The organism is Facklamia sp. 7083-14-GEN3 (genome assembly GCF_024742075.1).
In the GTDB taxonomy this organism is placed as follows: Bacteria; Bacillota; Bacilli; order Lactobacillales; family Aerococcaceae; genus Facklamia.
Genome location: NZ_JANSGD010000001.1, coordinates 514854 through 531440 on the forward strand (window position 1 = coordinate 514854; position 16587 = coordinate 531440).

At 34.4% G+C, this 16587-nt stretch carries 18 protein-coding genes; 13 read left to right on the forward strand and 5 right to left on the reverse strand.

Annotation, left to right across the window (positions count from 1 at the left end):
• Nucleotides 1–29: 29 nt before the first annotated feature.
• Together NW240_RS02430 and NW240_RS02435 are read left to right on the forward strand one after the other, a co-directional pair.
• Nucleotides 30–383: a hypothetical protein gene (locus tag NW240_RS02430; RefSeq protein ID WP_258435858.1), complete on the forward strand. Its 354-nt coding sequence runs from the start codon at nt 30–32 to the stop codon at nt 381–383.
• A gap of 30 nt (nt 384–413) precedes the next feature.
• Nucleotides 414–1031 (forward strand): hypothetical protein, encoded by a 618-nt coding sequence (locus NW240_RS02435; RefSeq protein ID WP_258435859.1) that lies wholly within the window; start codon nt 414–416, stop codon nt 1029–1031.
• A gap of 50 nt (nt 1032–1081) precedes the next feature.
• Here the strand turns inward: NW240_RS02435 and NW240_RS02440 are convergent, their stop codons facing one another.
• The gene (locus tag NW240_RS02440) at nt 1082–1576 is read right to left on the reverse strand and encodes a GNAT family N-acetyltransferase (protein WP_258435861.1); all 495 of its coding nucleotides are present in this window, start codon (nt 1574–1576) and stop codon (nt 1082–1084) included.
• Between the two features lie 120 nt (nt 1577–1696).
• Here NW240_RS02440 and NW240_RS02445 point away from each other — a divergent pair, with 120 nt between their 5' ends.
• Nucleotides 1697–2146 (forward strand): hypothetical protein, encoded by a 450-nt coding sequence (locus NW240_RS02445; protein WP_258435862.1) that lies wholly within the window; start codon nt 1697–1699, stop codon nt 2144–2146.
• 48 nt (nt 2147–2194) lie between these two features.
• Here the strand turns inward: NW240_RS02445 and NW240_RS02450 are convergent, their stop codons facing one another.
• Nucleotides 2195–3550 carry a putative glycoside hydrolase gene (locus NW240_RS02450; RefSeq protein WP_258435863.1) on the reverse strand — a complete coding sequence of 452 codons (1356 nt, stop codon included), beginning with the start codon at nt 3548–3550 and terminating at the stop codon, nt 2195–2197.
• Between the two features lie 18 nt (nt 3551–3568).
• Nucleotides 3569–4201, reverse strand: coding sequence for a YkyA family protein (locus NW240_RS02455; protein ID WP_258435864.1), 633 nt, complete (start codon nt 4199–4201; stop codon nt 3569–3571).
• A 129-nt stretch (nt 4202–4330) separates the two neighbouring features.
• Between NW240_RS02455 and lspA the strand changes: the two genes are divergently transcribed.
• Genes lspA through NW240_RS02470 form a run of 3 tightly spaced genes read left to right on the forward strand, consistent with a single transcriptional unit; the run spans nt 4331 to nt 6475 of the window.
• Nucleotides 4331–4789, forward strand: coding sequence for a signal peptidase II (gene lspA, locus NW240_RS02460; protein WP_258435865.1), 459 nt, complete (start codon nt 4331–4333; stop codon nt 4787–4789).
• The gene (locus NW240_RS02465) at nt 4786–5724 is read left to right on the forward strand and encodes an RluA family pseudouridine synthase (RefSeq protein WP_258435866.1); all 939 of its coding nucleotides are present in this window, start codon (nt 4786–4788) and stop codon (nt 5722–5724) included. The genes lspA and NW240_RS02465 overlap by 4 nt, the downstream gene beginning before the upstream one ends.
• 22 nt (nt 5725–5746) lie before the next feature.
• Nucleotides 5747–6475 carry a DUF2786 domain-containing protein gene (locus NW240_RS02470; RefSeq protein WP_258435867.1) on the forward strand — a complete coding sequence of 243 codons (729 nt, stop codon included), beginning with the start codon at nt 5747–5749 and terminating at the stop codon, nt 6473–6475.
• Between the two features lie 298 nt (nt 6476–6773).
• Here NW240_RS02470 and nth read toward each other — a convergent pair whose 3' ends face one another.
• Nucleotides 6774–7403, reverse strand: a complete 630-nt coding sequence (nth, locus tag NW240_RS02475; RefSeq protein ID WP_396134527.1) for an endonuclease III — start codon at nt 7401–7403, stop codon at nt 6774–6776.
• Nucleotides 7404–7579: 176 nt separating this feature from the next.
• Here nth and NW240_RS02480 point away from each other — a divergent pair, with 176 nt between their 5' ends.
• From NW240_RS02480 to fsa, 3 genes are all read left to right on the forward strand, one after another.
• The gene (locus NW240_RS02480) at nt 7580–8257 is read left to right on the forward strand and encodes a deoxynucleoside kinase (protein WP_258435868.1); all 678 of its coding nucleotides are present in this window, start codon (nt 7580–7582) and stop codon (nt 8255–8257) included.
• Nucleotides 8238–8900, forward strand: a complete 663-nt coding sequence (locus NW240_RS02485; RefSeq protein ID WP_258435869.1) for an HD domain-containing protein — start codon at nt 8238–8240, stop codon at nt 8898–8900. The genes NW240_RS02480 and NW240_RS02485 overlap by 20 nt, the downstream gene beginning before the upstream one ends.
• Nucleotides 8901–8999: 99 nt before the next feature.
• Nucleotides 9000–9656, forward strand: a complete 657-nt coding sequence (gene fsa / locus NW240_RS02490) for a fructose-6-phosphate aldolase (protein WP_258435870.1) — start codon at nt 9000–9002, stop codon at nt 9654–9656.
• A 46-nt stretch (nt 9657–9702) separates the two neighbouring features.
• On the opposite strand, the gene NW240_RS02495 is transcribed toward fsa, so the two are convergent.
• A complete protein-coding gene (locus NW240_RS02495; RefSeq protein WP_258435871.1) occupies nt 9703–9981 on the reverse strand; it encodes a DUF1294 domain-containing protein in 279 nt (92 codons plus the stop codon).
• A 167-nt stretch (nt 9982–10148) separates the two neighbouring features.
• Here NW240_RS02495 and NW240_RS02500 point away from each other — a divergent pair, with 167 nt between their 5' ends.
• The 4 genes from NW240_RS02500 (at nt 10149) to NW240_RS02515 (ending at nt 16547) form a co-directional block, all read left to right on the forward strand.
• On the forward strand, nt 10149–10826 hold the full coding sequence (locus tag NW240_RS02500; protein WP_258435872.1) for an LPXTG cell wall anchor domain-containing protein: 678 nt from the start codon (nt 10149–10151) through the stop codon (nt 10824–10826).
• Nucleotides 10827–11038: 212 nt separating this feature from the next.
• Nucleotides 11039–12880 carry a heavy metal translocating P-type ATPase gene (locus NW240_RS02505; protein ID WP_258435873.1) on the forward strand — a complete coding sequence of 614 codons (1842 nt, stop codon included), beginning with the start codon at nt 11039–11041 and terminating at the stop codon, nt 12878–12880.
• 132 nt (nt 12881–13012) lie between these two features.
• Nucleotides 13013–14776, forward strand: coding sequence for an ABC transporter ATP-binding protein (locus tag NW240_RS02510; RefSeq protein ID WP_258435874.1), 1764 nt, complete (start codon nt 13013–13015; stop codon nt 14774–14776).
• Nucleotides 14763–16547, forward strand: coding sequence for an ABC transporter ATP-binding protein (locus tag NW240_RS02515; protein ID WP_258435875.1), 1785 nt, complete (start codon nt 14763–14765; stop codon nt 16545–16547). Before NW240_RS02510 ends, NW240_RS02515 begins: the two co-directional genes overlap by 14 nt.
• Nucleotides 16548–16587: the final 40 nt, after the last annotated feature.

Genomic DNA, 16587 nt, shown 5'->3' on the forward strand with positions numbered 1-16587 from the left:
AATATAGCTAATCGAAAGGAGAGATTTATATGGATATAAATGATTTTAATGAAGCAGTTAAGCACTTTAAGAAAATCGACAGCAAAGAAGCTTTTGATTTAGTAGAAGCTAAAGAAGGCAACCTTATTTTTGTAGGTCGTGAGACTTGCCCATATAGCCGTCTATTTGTTGGTAAGTTAGCAGAAGCCGCTGTGACAAATGATTTACCAGTTTATTTCTTACATTCACAAAATCAAAATGACTTAGAAGGAACCCAAAAGTTTCGTGAGCGATATGATGTTGTTACAGTCCCTGGATTGATTTATTCCGATCAGAATCGTACAGAAACTGTTTGCGATTCGTCACTGAAAGTAGAAGAAATTATAGATTTTGCTAGATCCTAGCAGATTGCTAAGATTAAGAGGAGAGTAACGTTGCAAGATAAAAAAAAACAAGCAAAAACTCCTAAAAATCCTATTGTCTGGATTCTTATTTTTATCATTTTATTTTCAGCTACTATGTTGTTATGGCTTAAAAGCAATTCGATTCAAGAAGCTGGTCAAAGATTAGGCGTTCAATCTCAAATAGATAAAAATTCATCTGAATCATTAGTACATTCGACATCAGAAGTAGTCGAGACGAGCAATAAAGCTGAAGTTATTCAAACCACAGTTCAAGAAAGTTCTATTTCAAATAAAGAAACTAATCAAACAAGTAGCTCGACAACTATCGAAATGACAGAAAAAATAGAATCCAGTGAAAGTTTTGAACAAGCCTATGCTCAACTGCCAGCAGCCAAAACCTACTCTATTTTTCAATTTAAAAATAATGAGATTCAAAACCGTTTTGTAAGGCGTGCTTTTGAAGTTATGATTCAACGTCTTATTGATGAAGGTAATTTTTTCTCTGCTGTGGATTATCAATTAACCGTATACCCAACTTTGGATGATAATATCTATAATTTGAGATTAGAGGAGAAATACGCTGATCAACTGTTAGAGCAAGGGCAATATCGCTTTGACTATCGTGGTAAAAAAGTTACTAAATATTAATACAAAAAAGCTCGGTAAGGATTTTGAAGTCCTTATCGAGTTTTTAAAAATTAAATTTCTTTGCTTAACCAAACCAAGTCCCAAATTTGATCAAATTTACGACCAGATTTAGGAAAATCGCCTCTAATTACAAAACCTTGACTTTTTAAAAAATCTATTTGATGTTTTTGTTGTTGTGGCAGACACGATAGAAGATTGATTATTTCTTTGGCTTTTAATCGATTTTCTAGTTCTTGATAGAGTAAATTTTTAAGATTGAATTCATCATAATCTGGTAATAGATACATAGCAATATTGGCTGAGTGTTGATAAGCTGCACGAGGTGAAAAAGGATAGGCATAGGCGAATCCTATTATTTCTTGATCCATAAGAATTAAGAGAAAGGCATGACTTTCTTGATAATGAGTGACTTTTTCTTCGAGTTCTAGACTGGAAGGCACACGAGTTTCCAAAGTTAGCTGACTATTTTCAATATAGTCTTTATAAATTGCTTGAATATCATTAATATCGCAATGTGTAGCGTCTTTAATGCTTATAACTGGCATAGCACACCTCCTTAAGACATTTTATAATAAAAAAAACAGTCCGTAAAACCATAAATAATTGAAAGCGTTTACTATCGAGGTTATAATAAAAGAGTAAATTTAAATAGAAAGGATGATCAAATGGGACGCAAGGTCTATACAAATTATTGGTTGAATCGTCGCGATAATGTCGTGAAAGAACATGGATCCTATGCTACTGAAGAAGAAGCTCTCAGAGGAATAAAAGCTTGGTGGGAATTACAAAAAGACAATTATAAGGATGTTAAAGAAAGAAGGACAAATTCAGGAGCTTTAGAAATTACTTATGGGGATAGTAATTATTATTATCGCATTGTCGAAAGAGAGTTTGATGAGGAACTTCCTTCATTAAAAGTAAAATTAAGGAGTCAAGGAGAAGTTGAATCCTTAAGAAAGAAATTCTTTTTAGAAGATGAACAAGCTTTATTTGATGAATTGGCTGAGCCTTATCGTGATCGTTTAGTTGAGGCAATGGGAGATGGGAAGAAAGTTCAAGACTATATATATGACCAGCAAGGTCGTATGATACGTCCCTTGAAAGATAATAAATAATATAATAAAAGAGAAACTGAATAATCAGTTTCTCTTTTAATTTAGAGTTTAATAATAATATTCATTGCCAGAAGACTCAGGAGCATAGTCTACTCCTTCATTGAAGATGCCTGAAGGATTCCATAGAAGAAATTCATAGATACCGTTTTCTTCTAAAGCCACAATTTGCTGTTGAACTTGAAGGGGACCGTACTCTTGATAAGTACCAGGTGCCAAGTTCCAATCTGTGAAATCTTGAAGCCATGGACGGCTATTAGCGGCATTGGTAATGTTTTTTAGGATAAGGTTTTCAGAGTACATATACTGATCGACCAAGTTATAAGGTTCCAAGTCAGGAGCTGGTATACCAAAGAATCCCAAGCCCCAGTGAGAAGGGTAAATCATGGAAGATATCGTGTCGACTCTTTCTGCAATCTGCTCAAAATTCTGACCAATCCCACGAACGTCTGGAGCGTCGCCAGCAATCGCAGTATATCCAAAGATATCGGCTGAAACATCTGCACCATATGGTGCTAGTCTATCATTAGCTTCTTCTAGGAAGTCATTGATAGCATAAACTCTTTCTTGACCAAATTTTTCAGGGTCATCAGTGACATAGGTTTGATAATTACCTATATTATATTCTAATTGATTTGAGAAAGTTTGGAAGCCTTCAGGGAAACGAACATAGTCAAATTGAATATCTTTAAACCCTAGTTTAGCAGCTTCTATAGCGATAGTAATGTTGTAATCCCAAATTTCTGAAAGAAAAGGATTGATAAATTTAGCACCATTTCCATCCTGCCAAATTTCTCCTGTTTCAATATCCTTAAATGAATATTCCGGTTTGGCTTCAGCAACTAACCGATCTTTAAAGGTAACAATTCGAGCGATTGGATAAATTTGCCGTTTTTCCAATTCTTTTAAAAGTTCTTTAATATCAACATTGTTATAAGAGTTTTGATTGACTAATGGATTATCGGTTTCTAACTCTGTTTGAATGACACCCTCATCATCCTTAAAGTCGATAACCACTGCATTTAAGGCGGTATTTTCAACATAATCCAAAAGATAATTTAAACGTTCAGGATCAGCGAAGACAGATGGAGCAAGATAAATTCCTTTAACTCCTTCTTCAGGATATGGAATATCGATACCTGAATCATAAAAGAGCACAGAAGGTAGTTTTTCAGGGACAGTAAGGATAGGATTATTATGAGGAGATAAACCCTCATAAGTATTATTTTCTCCTTGATTAATGCGATTATTGAATTCTACAATTTCTTCCTCAGAATAGGCTAAGGCCACATTAGGAAGTTGAGTATCTTTTGCTTCTTCTTTAACTTCGACTTTTGGTTTACAAGCTACTAGCAAAACCATTAAAAAGGAGAGTAAAGTCACTTGTAAAATACGTTTTATATTCATTAAATCACCGCTTTCTATTTATTCACCTGTAATATTAACTAGGTAGACTTTTAAATTAACTAATAGCGTATTTAAAGGTTCAAAGTACTCAAGAATATGATCTAGATTCATATTATTTTCAGTATATAAGAGATTGACATTATCAAAAACAGCGAAGAAAGTTTCATGATCAATCTCCTCACTAGTGATTGATTTATAAGACTGGTCTTCAGTTTCAATATTCTCAAGATAATTGCTGATATAGATGTCCGTTTTATCACAAAGATTAGTCGTATACTCGATAACTTTCGTTATTTGATCTTTGGGAAGTTGATCGTTTTCTGGTATTTCCTCAAGTTCTTGACATAATTCCAGTAATTGTTGTCGACTCTCTTCCATTTCGGCTAATAATTCTTTTCGTTTTTCAATGTTTTTGTTAAGAGGGTTATCACTCTGGCCAAAGCCGGATAAATCTTCACTTAAATTAATGGTCGCTTCAAAATCTTGTTGAAGATCAAATTCACGGTTTTGAATTTCACTAATATTTCCAATAATTAAAGTAACATTATCTTGAATGAGACTAACCGTCCGTTTAGCTCTTTCTAATGAGTTTCCACAACCAACAATGAGAATAGACAGGCTTAGGAGGATTAATATTTTTCTTGTTTTCATCGTTTCTCCTTTATAATGAATTTATAGTTTATCTAAATTGAACTTTTTAATACGTCTAGTATATAATAATAGGTATTGTAAACACAAATATTATATCAAATTAGAATTAATTTGGACAAGGAGGATTAAATGACGACTACTTTTATCATAACGGCTGCAATCATAATACTCGACCAATCCTTAAAAATATGGACTCAAAATTACTTAACGATGAACCAAGCTGTTGAAATCATTCCTAATTTTTTTCAATTAAACTATATTCAAAATACAGGAGCCGGTTGGGGCTTATTTGATGGGCAACGTTTTTTCTTAATAGGGGTAACTTTTTTGGTAATTTTCTATTTAGTTTATTTAATTTGGAAGAATCGCTATTATAGCCTTTGGGCTAAATTGGCATACGCTCTTCTATTAGGAGGGGCAGTTGGCAATTTAATTGACCGTTTATTGAGAGGTTATGTTGTAGATATGTTACAGATTCGTCTGTTTGATTTTCCAATTTTTAATTTAGCGGATACGTCGTTGACCTTAGGAGTGATTTTATTGATTATAATGGTTATATGGACCGATGAAGGAAGTGATTTAATTTGATAGAAGAATTTAAACTTTCTAATAATGAAGCAGATCAAGACCGTTTAGATAAAGTTTTGGCTAATTATTATCCAGATTTCAGTAGATCACAATTACAGAAACTAATTAAAGAGAAAAGAATAAAAGTTAACAATCATTTTTTAAAAGCTAACTCCATATTAAAAGGGGATGAGATGATTACTATCGATTTTCCTGAAAAAGAAGCGAGTGCTGAGGAGTTTGAGGTGATTGCTGAAGCGATGGATTTAGATATTATCTTTGAGGATGACAGCTTATTAGTTGTTAATAAACCAGCTGGTATGGTCGTCCATCCTTCTAAAGGACACGCCAATGGAACGCTAGTGAATGGACTTTATTATTATTTAGGAAAAGCTCTATCTCAAGGCTCCCAATCTTACCGACCAGGAATTGTTCATCGAATTGATAAAGATACCTCCGGTTTATTAGTAGTGGCAAAAAATGATCAAGCCCATCGTCATTTAAGTCAACAATTGGTGAATCACACCATGGGAAGGACCTATGTCGCTTTAGTGAATGGACAAGTTGAAAGCGACTCCGGACATATTGAAATGCCTGTTAAACGTGACCCATCAAATCGCTTAAGATGGCATGTGGATCCGTCGGGTAAGGAAGCTATTACTGATTTTCAAGTGTTAGATCGTTTTCAATACGCTACTTTAATAGAATTAAAGTTACAGACAGGTCGGACTCATCAAATTCGAATCCATATGGAGGCTATAGGTCATCCCATTATAGGTGATCCACTTTATCGTAGAAACCTTCAGAATTTACCCGGGGAATTGGCGAATTTGAAAGACGGTCAATTATTACACGCCAAGATTATTCAGCTATTGCATCCTGTTACGAATGAACCTTTACATTTTGAATGTCCGTTACCCTTAAAGATGCAAAAAATTATAAATAGTTTAAAGTAGTAGGAAAAGGAGGGAAGTAGAGATGTCTGAGACCAATCAAAAGATTTTAGCAAAGATCCGAAATTTATTGACTTTAGCTGAAGATGGCGGTAACGATGAAGAGAGTCAAACTGCCTTGCTGATGGCTCAAAAATTGATGTTAAAACATAAAATCTCTCAGCAAGAAATTTCTGATAAACAAAGTCAAGAAATCATTTTGCGCTCCTTATCAGTCTATAAACGCTTGTATTGGTGGGAAAAGGTTTTAGTTAAAATTATTGCCGATAATTTTCGCTGCATGTTTTATATCCAAAGTAACCGACTACCTCATCAACATTCGGTTCAACGTAAAATTGTCTTAATGGGATTTCCAGAAGATGTCGATCTAGCTTTTCAAATGTTTAATTTAGCAGCGGATACAATGAAATATTATTCTAAAATTCATCTAGCGGAATTAAGTGAAGAAGACTTAAGCAGTAATCCTGTATCTCAATTGAGAAAGTCTTATTATCAAGGATTTATGGACGGACTTAAGGAAAAATTTGATTTGCAACGTCAAGCCATGATGAATGAAAATGAAAAATATGCTCTTATTATTCAAACGCCGGAAGCTGTCAAAGAAAAATTTAATCGAGAGATAACGGGTTCACTAACCTTTAATCAACCTTCCTTCTCGCGGTCTAACCATGCCTATCAAGATGGTTTTCAAAAAGGAAAAAATGTTAATCTCACCCAAGGGCAGATAAATCACCAGTCAGAGTCCAATCATTAATACCATCTGATTATTGCAAAAGGTGATTTCAGCAGTTGAACAGCCTATATTTGCTTAGCTGAATTTCAACAACAAATTATGTGGATGATCGAGGCCTTAGATAAGTTAATTAAAACTGCCGTTCCAACTAGTACAGAAGTAACAGAGGCAGCTGAGAGCACTTGCTTAGAATGTAATATGATTAAGAAAGGAGCCTGTTCACTACAGGCTCCTTTCTGATTGAATTTTTAAATGTATGAAAGGACATTTACTTTAGAAGATCCCACAATTAAGCACCCTCAAAATAGCAAATTAAAAGCTAGACTTCCTCTTGACAAGTAAAAAGCTGAGGATATTCATGACACTCTGGATTACGTGGATGGCAGACTCGACGGCCAAAGAGTATTAGCGACTGGTGAGCTTGGGTCCATTGGTCTTCATTTAGAACTTCTGTGACTCTGTTTTCGACTTGGCGTACAGTGGCCCCTGGATCAACAATTTTATGGTGAAGACATATGCGGTGGATATGCGTATCAACGGCAAAAGCAGGTATACCAAATCCTACACTTAAAACTACACTAGCCGTTTTACGGCCAACTCCAGCTAAAGCCTCGAGATCTTTCCGATTACCAGGAACCTCTCCTTGATGGCGTTCTATTAATTGATTGGCACATTGGTGGAGATATTTTGCCTTGTTACGATACAAACCAATTGTTTTCAAATAAGGCATTATCTCTTGTGGACTCGCTTTTGCTAGACTTGCAGGATCTGGATAGGCTTCAAAGAGAGCCGGTGTCACTTTATTAACTGCCACATCGGTTGTTTGAGCACTTAACATTACAGCTATCAATAATTGATAGCGATTTGAAAAATTTAATTCTGGTTTAGCATCTGGAAATAAAGCAACGATTTCTTCTAATACATGACGTGCACATTTGTTAGTTAGCATAATTAAACCCTTTCTAAAGTTTTAACGATTGTCGTTCTTTAAAGACTATCATAAGCAATCTCTATTAATTTCTCAAATTAATTTCGAACATAAAATGATGGTCACTCACAAGATTTTGTGTTAGTATTAAAAACTAGCACTACATCTTGTGTTATTTTTTAATTTAGGAGGAAACCATGGCGATGATAGTTATCGGAGGAATGATTGGAGCAGGAAAAACAAGCTTAGCGACATTATTAGGCAAGGCTTTAAAAAGCCAAGTGTATTATGAAAATGTGGATGACAATCATATTTTACCCTTATACTACACAGCAAGCGAAGAAGAACAAGAAAGAAAAAGATATCCTTTCTTACTACAATTAGATTTTCTATCTAGTCGATATCGAGATATCAAGAGAGCTTTTTATCACCCTCATAATATAATTGATCGTTCGATATATGAAGACTGGTATTTTGCTAAAATAAACCATCAAGCCGGAAAAATTTCTGATGAAGAGTTTTTAATCTATGAAAAGTTATTAGACAATATGATGGAAGAATTACAAGATCTCCCTAAAAAAGCTCCCGATTTAATGGTCTATTTGCACGGATCCTTTGAATGCATTTTAAAAAGAATTAACCAAAGAGGGCGTGAATTTGAACAAGATCCTGAGTTAATCGAATACTATCGCCGTCTATGGCAAGGATATGATGATTGGGTAGATAATCACTATCATGCTTCTCAAGTTTTAAAGATATCGATTGATGATTTTGATGTCTTAAATAATCCTGATGACGCCCAAAAAGTTATAAAAATGGTCATTACTAAACTAGAAGAGCTTGGAGTGCCAGTGGATGGATATTCAGAAGATTAAAGAGCTGACCAAACATTACTTAAGTCAGGAAAAAAGTGGCCACGATTGGTTACATATCCAAAGAGTAGTTACCAATTGTGAACAGATTATTAAACAGATACAAGAGCCCATTAATATTCAAGTTGTTTTAGCAGCAGCTTATACTCACGATTTGTTGGACGATAAATTAAAAGCGGAACACCTGCTTAAGGAAGAAGACTTAAGACACTTACTTGAGCAAGCTAAAGTGCCTCAGAAAGAGGTAGAGCAAGTCTTAACAATTATTAAAAAACTCTCTTTTTCTGCTAATTTAATTGAAAAACAAACCTTAACTTTAGAAGGTCAGATTGTTCAAGATGCCGACCGCTTAGATGCGATGGGTGCCATAGGTATTGCTAGAACTTTCTATTATGGAGGTAGTAAGGGACATATTCTCTATGATCCGAAAGCGGATTCTACTGCTTCACCATCCATATTATCGAAAGAGAGTTATCGTCAAGTGAGAAATGTCCGCCAACATTTTAATGATAAGTTATTAAAGCTTAAAAGCTTAATGAATACTAAAGCTGGACAAAAGATGGCTGAAAATCGCCATCAATTAATGGTTGACTTCTTGCAAGCTTTTGATCAAGAAACACTCTTAAACATAGAACAATCATCTTAAACCTGCATAAGGCTATAAAGATAAAGTTTTCAAGATTGAAATAAATATATAAGCTTGTTATACTCAAATCAGTAAACGAATACAATTAGGAGGCCCTATATGAAATTCTTTTTAGATACCGCAAATGTTGAAGAAATTAAGCGCATCAACGACCTAGGTTTGGTAGATGGTATTACTACTAACCCTACACTGATTTCTAGAGAAGGAAGAGATTTTGAAACGGTAATTAAAGAAATTTGTTCAATTGTCGACGGACCGGTTTCTGCTGAAGTCATTGCTTTAGATTATGAAGGAATGGTTGAAGAAGCTCGGCAAGTTGCCAAATGGGCAGATAATATCGTTGTAAAAATTCCTATGACTGAAGCAGGGTTAAAAGCTGTTAATACTCTATCTAAAGAAGGAATAAAGACTAACGTCACTCTTATTTTCTCAGTTGCTCAAGGTCTTCTAGCGGCTAAGGCAGGTGCTACTTATATTTCTCCATTCATCGGACGTATTGATGACATGGGAGAAGATGGTATGGAATTAATTGCTGACTTACGTTTAGTGCTTGATAACTATGGATTAGATGCTGAAATTATTGCAGCTTCTATTCGTCATATTGGTCACTTTGAAGCAACAGCTGTCGCTGGGGCTGATATTGCAACAGTACCAGGTAGTCTTTTCACTAAACTATGGTCTCATCCATTAACTGACAAAGGAATCGATGGATTCTTAAAAGATTGGGAAGCTTTCCAAAATAAACAATCAAAATAATAAGTAAAAGGATCTAGTTACTAGATCCTTTTTTTATATAAATTTTTTAAAAAGGAAGACTAGTTAAATAACCAAAAAATGCCACAATCATCATACAGGATAAAAGGGCAGTCGCTAAAAAAATACTCTTACGGATTTTATGTTGACATACATAAATAGCAATCAATCCACCAATTCCACCTAAGCAAAGTGTAGCTATTAACAAAGTTTTTTCAGAAATACGCCAAAGCTGATGTTTAGCTTTATATTTATCAAAAGCATAGAGTAAAAATACAATAAAATTCCAAAGACCAAATAGTGCTATTATAAAGTAAATTTTAGTCAACTTAAGTCACCTTTCTATAAACGAGTATACAATTATTATACGCTAAGAAGGAGAAATAAAACGATAATTATTAGATATTAAGTGTGAATAACAATTTAAGCAAAACGTTTTCAAAAGACTAATAAATGAGTTATAATTGTTTTATCAAATTACAGAGGAGAATGTATATGTTAGATACAAGCACATTATTATTAATAATTGGATTGGTTATTATTTTAGGAGCCATTTATTTCTTATCGCGCAAAAGTAAAGACTCAAATATCAAACCCCAGGTTACTGACAAGTCCATGAACGATCCTTTAGGTCCCGTCCATATTAATTCTGATAAGGATTCTTCATCCAATGCTTTAGGGGAAGATCAATTCAAAAATTCCGTTCCTATGCGTGAAGGACAAGCCGCTCAAAAAGCTCAGCATTTCAATGATCAAATGGGAGTAGATTCCGATGAAGCAAGTAAAGTTGAAGAATTAGATACTAACACCATAAATAGTACTCAAAACTCATATTCTTCAAATGAATCATTTAATCATTCTTCTTACCGTTCAGTTCAATACCAAGAAATAGTCGATAATAATGGACTTAAAGATGAATGGGTTCAACTCGAAGGAAAAATAGCCTCATTCTTTACTGAAAATTTAGGAGTTGAAGGCGCGATAGCCTTAGGTTCTTTATCAACTAGCCAAGAAGAATCTAATAATCTTGTTGCCTTAAAATTCATTAACGAGTCTGACGAAACGCTAAAAATAAATGATCATGTAAAAGTCTATGGGAAGATGCAAGGCTTAAAAGTTTCTAGTGGACAACTTGTTCCAGCCATGTTAGTAGATCATTTTGAAAAGATTTAATGAAAACCTTGACAAAAAAATAATAGATGGTAATATATATTTATAAACTTTAACAATTAAATATTTCTGATCAAGCGGTGATTTAATCATGCAGCCCGGTCCTCATTGCGAGGACAGCAGAGATACCTTAGCGTACCTGTGAGACAGTTTTTATTAACTGTCTTTGGTGCGCTTTTTTTGTTAGAGAATCAAGAAAGAAAGAAGGAGATTTTATGTTATCTGGTATTTTTAGGAGTCGGGAAGGCCAATTTTTTGCTATAGGAACTTTCCTTATGATAGCTGGTTTCTTTTTATCATTTAATCCTCTTTTAAGTCGGATAGCTTTTTATTTAGCCATTTTCTTTTTAGGTTTTTTTGCCACTAAAGAAGCTGCTAGTGAGACTTTTTTTGGAAAAAAATTGAATGTAGACCTCCTTATGGTTTTAGCAGCTTTAGGAGCTGTTATTATTAATTATGAATCCGAAGGAGCTATGCTTTTATTTATTTTTGCGGGAGCTGAAGTTTTAGAAGAATATGCGACTAATAAATCTACCAGAGCTATTGAAGAACTAATGGGACATGTACCAAATGTAGCCTTAAAAGTTTTACCGAATGGTGAAACAAAAGAAGTACCCACAGATAGTTTAGAAATAGGCGATCAAGTATTAGTAGCTAAGGGAGACGCTTTACCAATAGACGGTTTCTCGGATCGCTCAGTGATTATTAATGAAGCAGCTTTAACAGGAGAATCTTTACCAGTAGAAAAAAATCAAGGCGAAGAGGTTTTTGCTGGAACAATTAATGAAGGAAATTCATTTAGACTGGAAGTAAGTAAGTTAAGTAAAGACACTGTCTTTTCTTCTATTATTCGAATGGTTGAAGAGGCCCAATCCAATCCCTCTAAAGTGGCTAGTTTTATTGATCGCTTTGAATCAAGTTATGCCATGGGCGTTTTAATCGCTGTGCCACTATTTATCATCGGATTATACTATTTAGCGGATTATTCATTCCAAGAAGCTTTTTATCGTGGCATGGTCTTGCTGACAGTAGCTAGTCCTTGCGCTCTTGTTGCTTCAGCTACTCCAGCCACTTTATCAGCTATTTCAAATGGGGCTAAAAATGGTATTTTAGTTAAGGGTGGAGCAGCCATGGAGTCCTTGAATACCATGGATATTTTATTTTCAGATAAAACGGGTACTCTAACTCAAGGTATTTTTGATGTGGTAGATTACCAGCTAGAAGAAGACTATTTAAAAGAAGTGGTATATATGGAGCAAGGATCAAACCATCCTATTGCTCTGGCCATTGTTAAACACTTTAAGGATTTAGATTTGTCACAAGTTGATCACAGTGAAAAGGTTGAAGAATTACCAGGTCAAGGGATGAAAAAAGGACAGATTCAAGTTGGAAAGCCATCTGTTTTTGAAAATTTAAAAAATTATTTACAATATAATAAACAAACAGAAGAAGGGCATACAACTATTTTCATTGCTAATAATGATAGAGTACTAGGTTATATTTCGTTAGCTGATAAGATTCGTTCAGAATCAATCGAAGCAGTCAAAAAATTCCAGCAAGCTGGCGTGGAAGTTGTTCTTATTACTGGAGATAACCATCAAGTGGCTGAAAAAATAGGACATCAAGTAGGTATTGATAAAATTGTGGCTGAATGCTTGCCAGAAGATAAAATAAAATATGTTAAGGAAAGTCAAGATAAAGATAAAGTAGTAGGGATGATTGGAGATGGAATCAATGATGCGCCCGCCTTAGCAAATGCAAATATTGGAATTGCCATGGGATCTGGTTCTTCTATCGCCATGGAGTCTTCTGAAATTATCGTCGTTAAAAATAATTTACTAAAACTTTTCTATTCTTACCAATTGAGTCATAAACTAAATCGCATTATTAAACAAAACATTATTTTTGCCATTAGTGTCATTCTCATTTTAATTGTTCTCAATCTTTTTGGTATTTTAGATTTACCATTAGGCGTTGTCTTTCACGAAGGGTCGACCATTCTAGTCATTTTAAATGGTCTCCGTCTTTTAAGACAAAGGGAATCATTGAATGAATAAATTTTCTCATAATCTTATTAACTCTCCCAACTTTTAAGTATTTGGGAGAGTTTTATGCATTTAGTATGAAATTGAGATTAAAATGTATTACAATTAAAATTACTTGAAAAAATATAGAGAGGAAGAAAATGAATGTTTGCAATTTTTCGCAAATTAGCATGGTTTTTTAAATTGAGATGGAAGACCTACATCTTAGCAATTGGAGGTTTAATTTCAGTAGCTATTTTGTCTGCCATTATCCCACTATTAATAGGTCAAGTTGTTGATCAAATGGCAAAAGGTGATTTAACTTCTTCCTCTCTTTTACAATATATATTACTTCTCTTACTGATTGGTCTTTTAATGTATGGTTTGCGGTATATGTGGCGCTCTAATCTATTCACGAATTCTACTATTTTAGAGTCGATTATGCGTAACAAATTATACGACCATTTTACAAAAATGGATCAAACCTTTTATGGTAAGTATCGGACAGGAGATTTAATGGCTCATGCTACGAATGACTTAAGAGCTTTACGTTTTGTAGCTGGGGGAGGCATCTTAACTTTAACAGATGCCATATCCATAACAATTGTTACACTCTTTTCAATGGTAATTATTATTGATTGGAAGTTAACCCTTTATACGATTATTCCTTTCCCATTGCTTATTCTTGTTTCTAGATATCTAGGTAAATGGATTAATAAATATTTTAGAGAGTCCCTTAGAGCCTTTTCTAAAATGAACGATCATGTTCAAGAAAGTGTCGCTGGAATGACTGTCATTAAAGCTTTTGGTGAGGAAAAGGAAGACCTCCAGGACTTTGTTAAAGCTACTGATAACGTCATTGCACAAAACCGTAAGGTCCATTTAGTCAATTCGGCTTATTCTCCTATCATCAACTTAATTACTGGATTAACTTATGTCTTAACGATTATCTTTGGTTCATATTTTGTGAGTGAGGGCAGAATCTCAATTGGTCAATTAATTGCTTATTTCTCTTATTTGGGAAACATGACTTGGCCTCTTTTGGCAGTAGGTCGATTAGTCAATACTATGGAAAGAGGAAATGCCTCTTATGACCGTGTAACTGAACTCTTAGCTCAAAAAGCAAGTGTTAATAATCCAAAAGATGGTATTAAGAAACTTCCATTTGAGCATTTAAAAGTTAATATTAAAGAATTTACTTACCCTAACAGTGAAGAAATCAATTTACAAGATGTTACTTTTGAATTAAGCGAAGGACAAACTTTAGGTATTGTAGGGAAGACTGGCTCCGGTAAAACCACACTTTTGAACTGTCTAGTGCGTCTGTATGATTTGGATCAAGGTCAAATTTTATTTGATGGTCAAGATTTAGTAGAGATTGATCTAACTTACTTGAGAGATCATGTGGGTTATATTCCCCAAACAAACCTACTTTTTTCAACCTCTGTTAGAGAAAATGTTCGTTTTGGTCGTCCACAAATGTCTCAAGAACAAGTAGAACATTACACTCAAATAGCTGATATTCACCAAGATATTCTGGGCTTTACGGATGGCTATGATACGGAAGTAGGTGAGAGAGGTGTATCACTTTCTGGCGGTCAAAAACAACGAATTTCGATAGCTAGAACCTTGGCTATGCAACCACAGATTTTATTAATGGATGACGCGCTTTCAGCGGTGGATGCCAGAACGGAACAAGCCATTTTAAGAAAGTTAAAAGAGGAAAGAAATAATGGCATTTCAATTATCGCAACGCACCGTTTATCTTCCGTTATGCATGCCGACGAGATTATTGTTTTAGATGAGGGAAAAATAACCGAAAGAGGCAATCATCAAGAATTAGTCGCTTTAAATGGATGGTATGCTAATATGTTTAACCAGCAACAATTAGAAGAGAAATTAGGAGGTGAAGTCCGTGAAGACGAATAAGAAAACCAGACAAACTAAATTTTCAATTGTCGAACAAATTGATATCTTGCGCTATCTTTTCTCTTTCGCTTCAAACCAGTGGTGGCGGTTCCTTATTTCTGTAGTAGCTATGATTACATCCTCAGCAATTGCTGCCTATTTACCGATTATTATAAAACGTTATTTAGACAGCATTTCTGCCGGTCAAGTGACAAGTTTTAGCATTACTATTAGAGTTGCAATAACTTATTTAGGGCTTTTAATGCTAAGAATGCTCTTAATTTATGCAAAAGATTTCTATTTCTTTATGGCGAGTGAATACACCGTAGCAAGTATGCGTAACCGTTTATACTCAAAACTAGGCCAACTAAGTATGAACTATTTCAATCAAACACCCAATGGGGAAGTTGTTTCACGAATTACTAACGATACCGAAACGATTAAAGAATTCTGGAATGTTTTCTTAACATTCTTTGATGGTTTTATTAATGCAGTTACTGTCGGAACAGCTATGTTTAGTTTACATGCTGGTATTTCATGGATGTTCATTGCCTTCCTACCTTTAGTTTTTATTCTAATTTACATCTATCAAAAGATATCGACTGTCGTTTATCGCAAGATGCGATCTGCTTTAGCGCGTGTGAATGCTAAATTGGCCGAATCAACTATGGGGATGTGGTTAATTCAGCAGTTCAATCAAACAGAGCGTATGAAAGATGAGTTTGATCAAGTTAATCAAGAATATGTTAAAGCAAGAACCGATATGTTCAAAATGAACGCTATCTTTTTAATGCCTGCGGTTAATTTGATTGAAGAAATTGTTTTAGTATTAGTAATTTGGATTTTTGGTAATCATTTACTGAAGGGAAATAACTTAGATATCGGGATGATTTATGCTTTTACTTCTTATTCTAAATCATTTTTTAATCCAATTGGTAATATGTTGGATAGTCTTTCAGTCTATCAAGATGGATTGGTCTCTGCTTCAAGAGGCCGTAGGCTTTTAGCAAACTCAGATGTTAATCCAAGTCAGACCAATAAGAAAATTCAAAGACAACTGGATGGAGAAGTATCAACCAAAGATTTAAGTTTTTCATATGACCAAGAACAACTAGTTCTTAAAGAAGTAAATATTAAAGCCCATCAAGGTCAAATGATTGCTTTAGTGGGACATACTGGATCAGGTAAGTCAACTATCATCAATCTCTTAATGCGTTTCTATAACTTTGATCAAGGGGAAATTAATTTTGATGGTGTCTCTATTAAAGACTATGACTTAGCGACCCTTAAAGACCAAGTCTCATTAGTTCAACAGGATGCTTTTATGTTTTATGGTAGCATCAAAGATAATATTCGTTTGCACGGAAATTATTCGGATGAAGAAGTCATAGCAGCTGCTAAATTTACTGGAGCTGATCACTTTATTGAAGCCTTCCCTGATGGTTATGATCATCTAGTGACCGAAGGAGGAGCATCCTTATCTGCAGGACAAAAACAATTAATTAATATTTCTCGCTCGGTGATTCGTCAACCTAGAATTTTAATTCTTGATGAGGCCACTGCCTCAATGGATACCGAAAGTGAGCAATACATTCAAGCAAGTTTGGATAAAATCAGACAGCAAGCGACTTTAATTGTCATTGCACATCGTTTATCAACTATTAAAAAAGCCGATCAAATTTACGTTTTGAATAAAGGTAAAATCATTGAAGCTGGACGACATGATGAGCTGATAGCTCATGAAGGCATTTATTACGATATGTACCGTTTACAGTCTTTAAAAGAACAATAAGAATGATTATTGCTTCTCAGTAACCGTTTTACTAGTCACT

Coding starts and splice junctions, on each gene's coding strand:
- NW240_RS02430 (WP_258435858.1), top strand. CDS start 30: ATGGATATAAATGATTTTAATGAAGCAGTTAAGCACTTTAAGAAAATC.
- NW240_RS02440 (WP_258435861.1), bottom strand. CDS start 1,576: ATGCCAGTTATAAGCATTAAAGACGCTACACATTGCGATATTAATGAT.
- NW240_RS02445 (WP_258435862.1), top strand. CDS start 1,697: ATGGGACGCAAGGTCTATACAAATTATTGGTTGAATCGTCGCGATAAT.
- NW240_RS02450 (WP_258435863.1), bottom strand. CDS start 3,550: ATGAATATAAAACGTATTTTACAAGTGACTTTACTCTCCTTTTTAATG.
- NW240_RS02455 (WP_258435864.1), bottom strand. CDS start 4,201: ATGAAAACAAGAAAAATATTAATCCTCCTAAGCCTGTCTATTCTCATT.
- lspA (WP_258435865.1), top strand. CDS start 4,331: ATGACGACTACTTTTATCATAACGGCTGCAATCATAATACTCGACCAA.
- NW240_RS02470 (WP_258435867.1), top strand. CDS start 5,747: ATGTCTGAGACCAATCAAAAGATTTTAGCAAAGATCCGAAATTTATTG.
- nth (WP_396134527.1), bottom strand. CDS start 7,403: ATGCTAACTAACAAATGTGCACGTCATGTATTAGAAGAAATCGTTGCT.
- NW240_RS02480 (WP_258435868.1), top strand. CDS start 7,580: ATGGCGATGATAGTTATCGGAGGAATGATTGGAGCAGGAAAAACAAGC.
- NW240_RS02485 (WP_258435869.1), top strand. CDS start 8,238: ATGGATATTCAGAAGATTAAAGAGCTGACCAAACATTACTTAAGTCAG.
- fsa (WP_258435870.1), top strand. CDS start 9,000: ATGAAATTCTTTTTAGATACCGCAAATGTTGAAGAAATTAAGCGCATC.
- NW240_RS02500 (WP_258435872.1), top strand. CDS start 10,149: ATGTTAGATACAAGCACATTATTATTAATAATTGGATTGGTTATTATT.
- NW240_RS02505 (WP_258435873.1), top strand. CDS start 11,039: ATGTTATCTGGTATTTTTAGGAGTCGGGAAGGCCAATTTTTTGCTATA.
- NW240_RS02510 (WP_258435874.1), top strand. CDS start 13,013: ATGTTTGCAATTTTTCGCAAATTAGCATGGTTTTTTAAATTGAGATGG.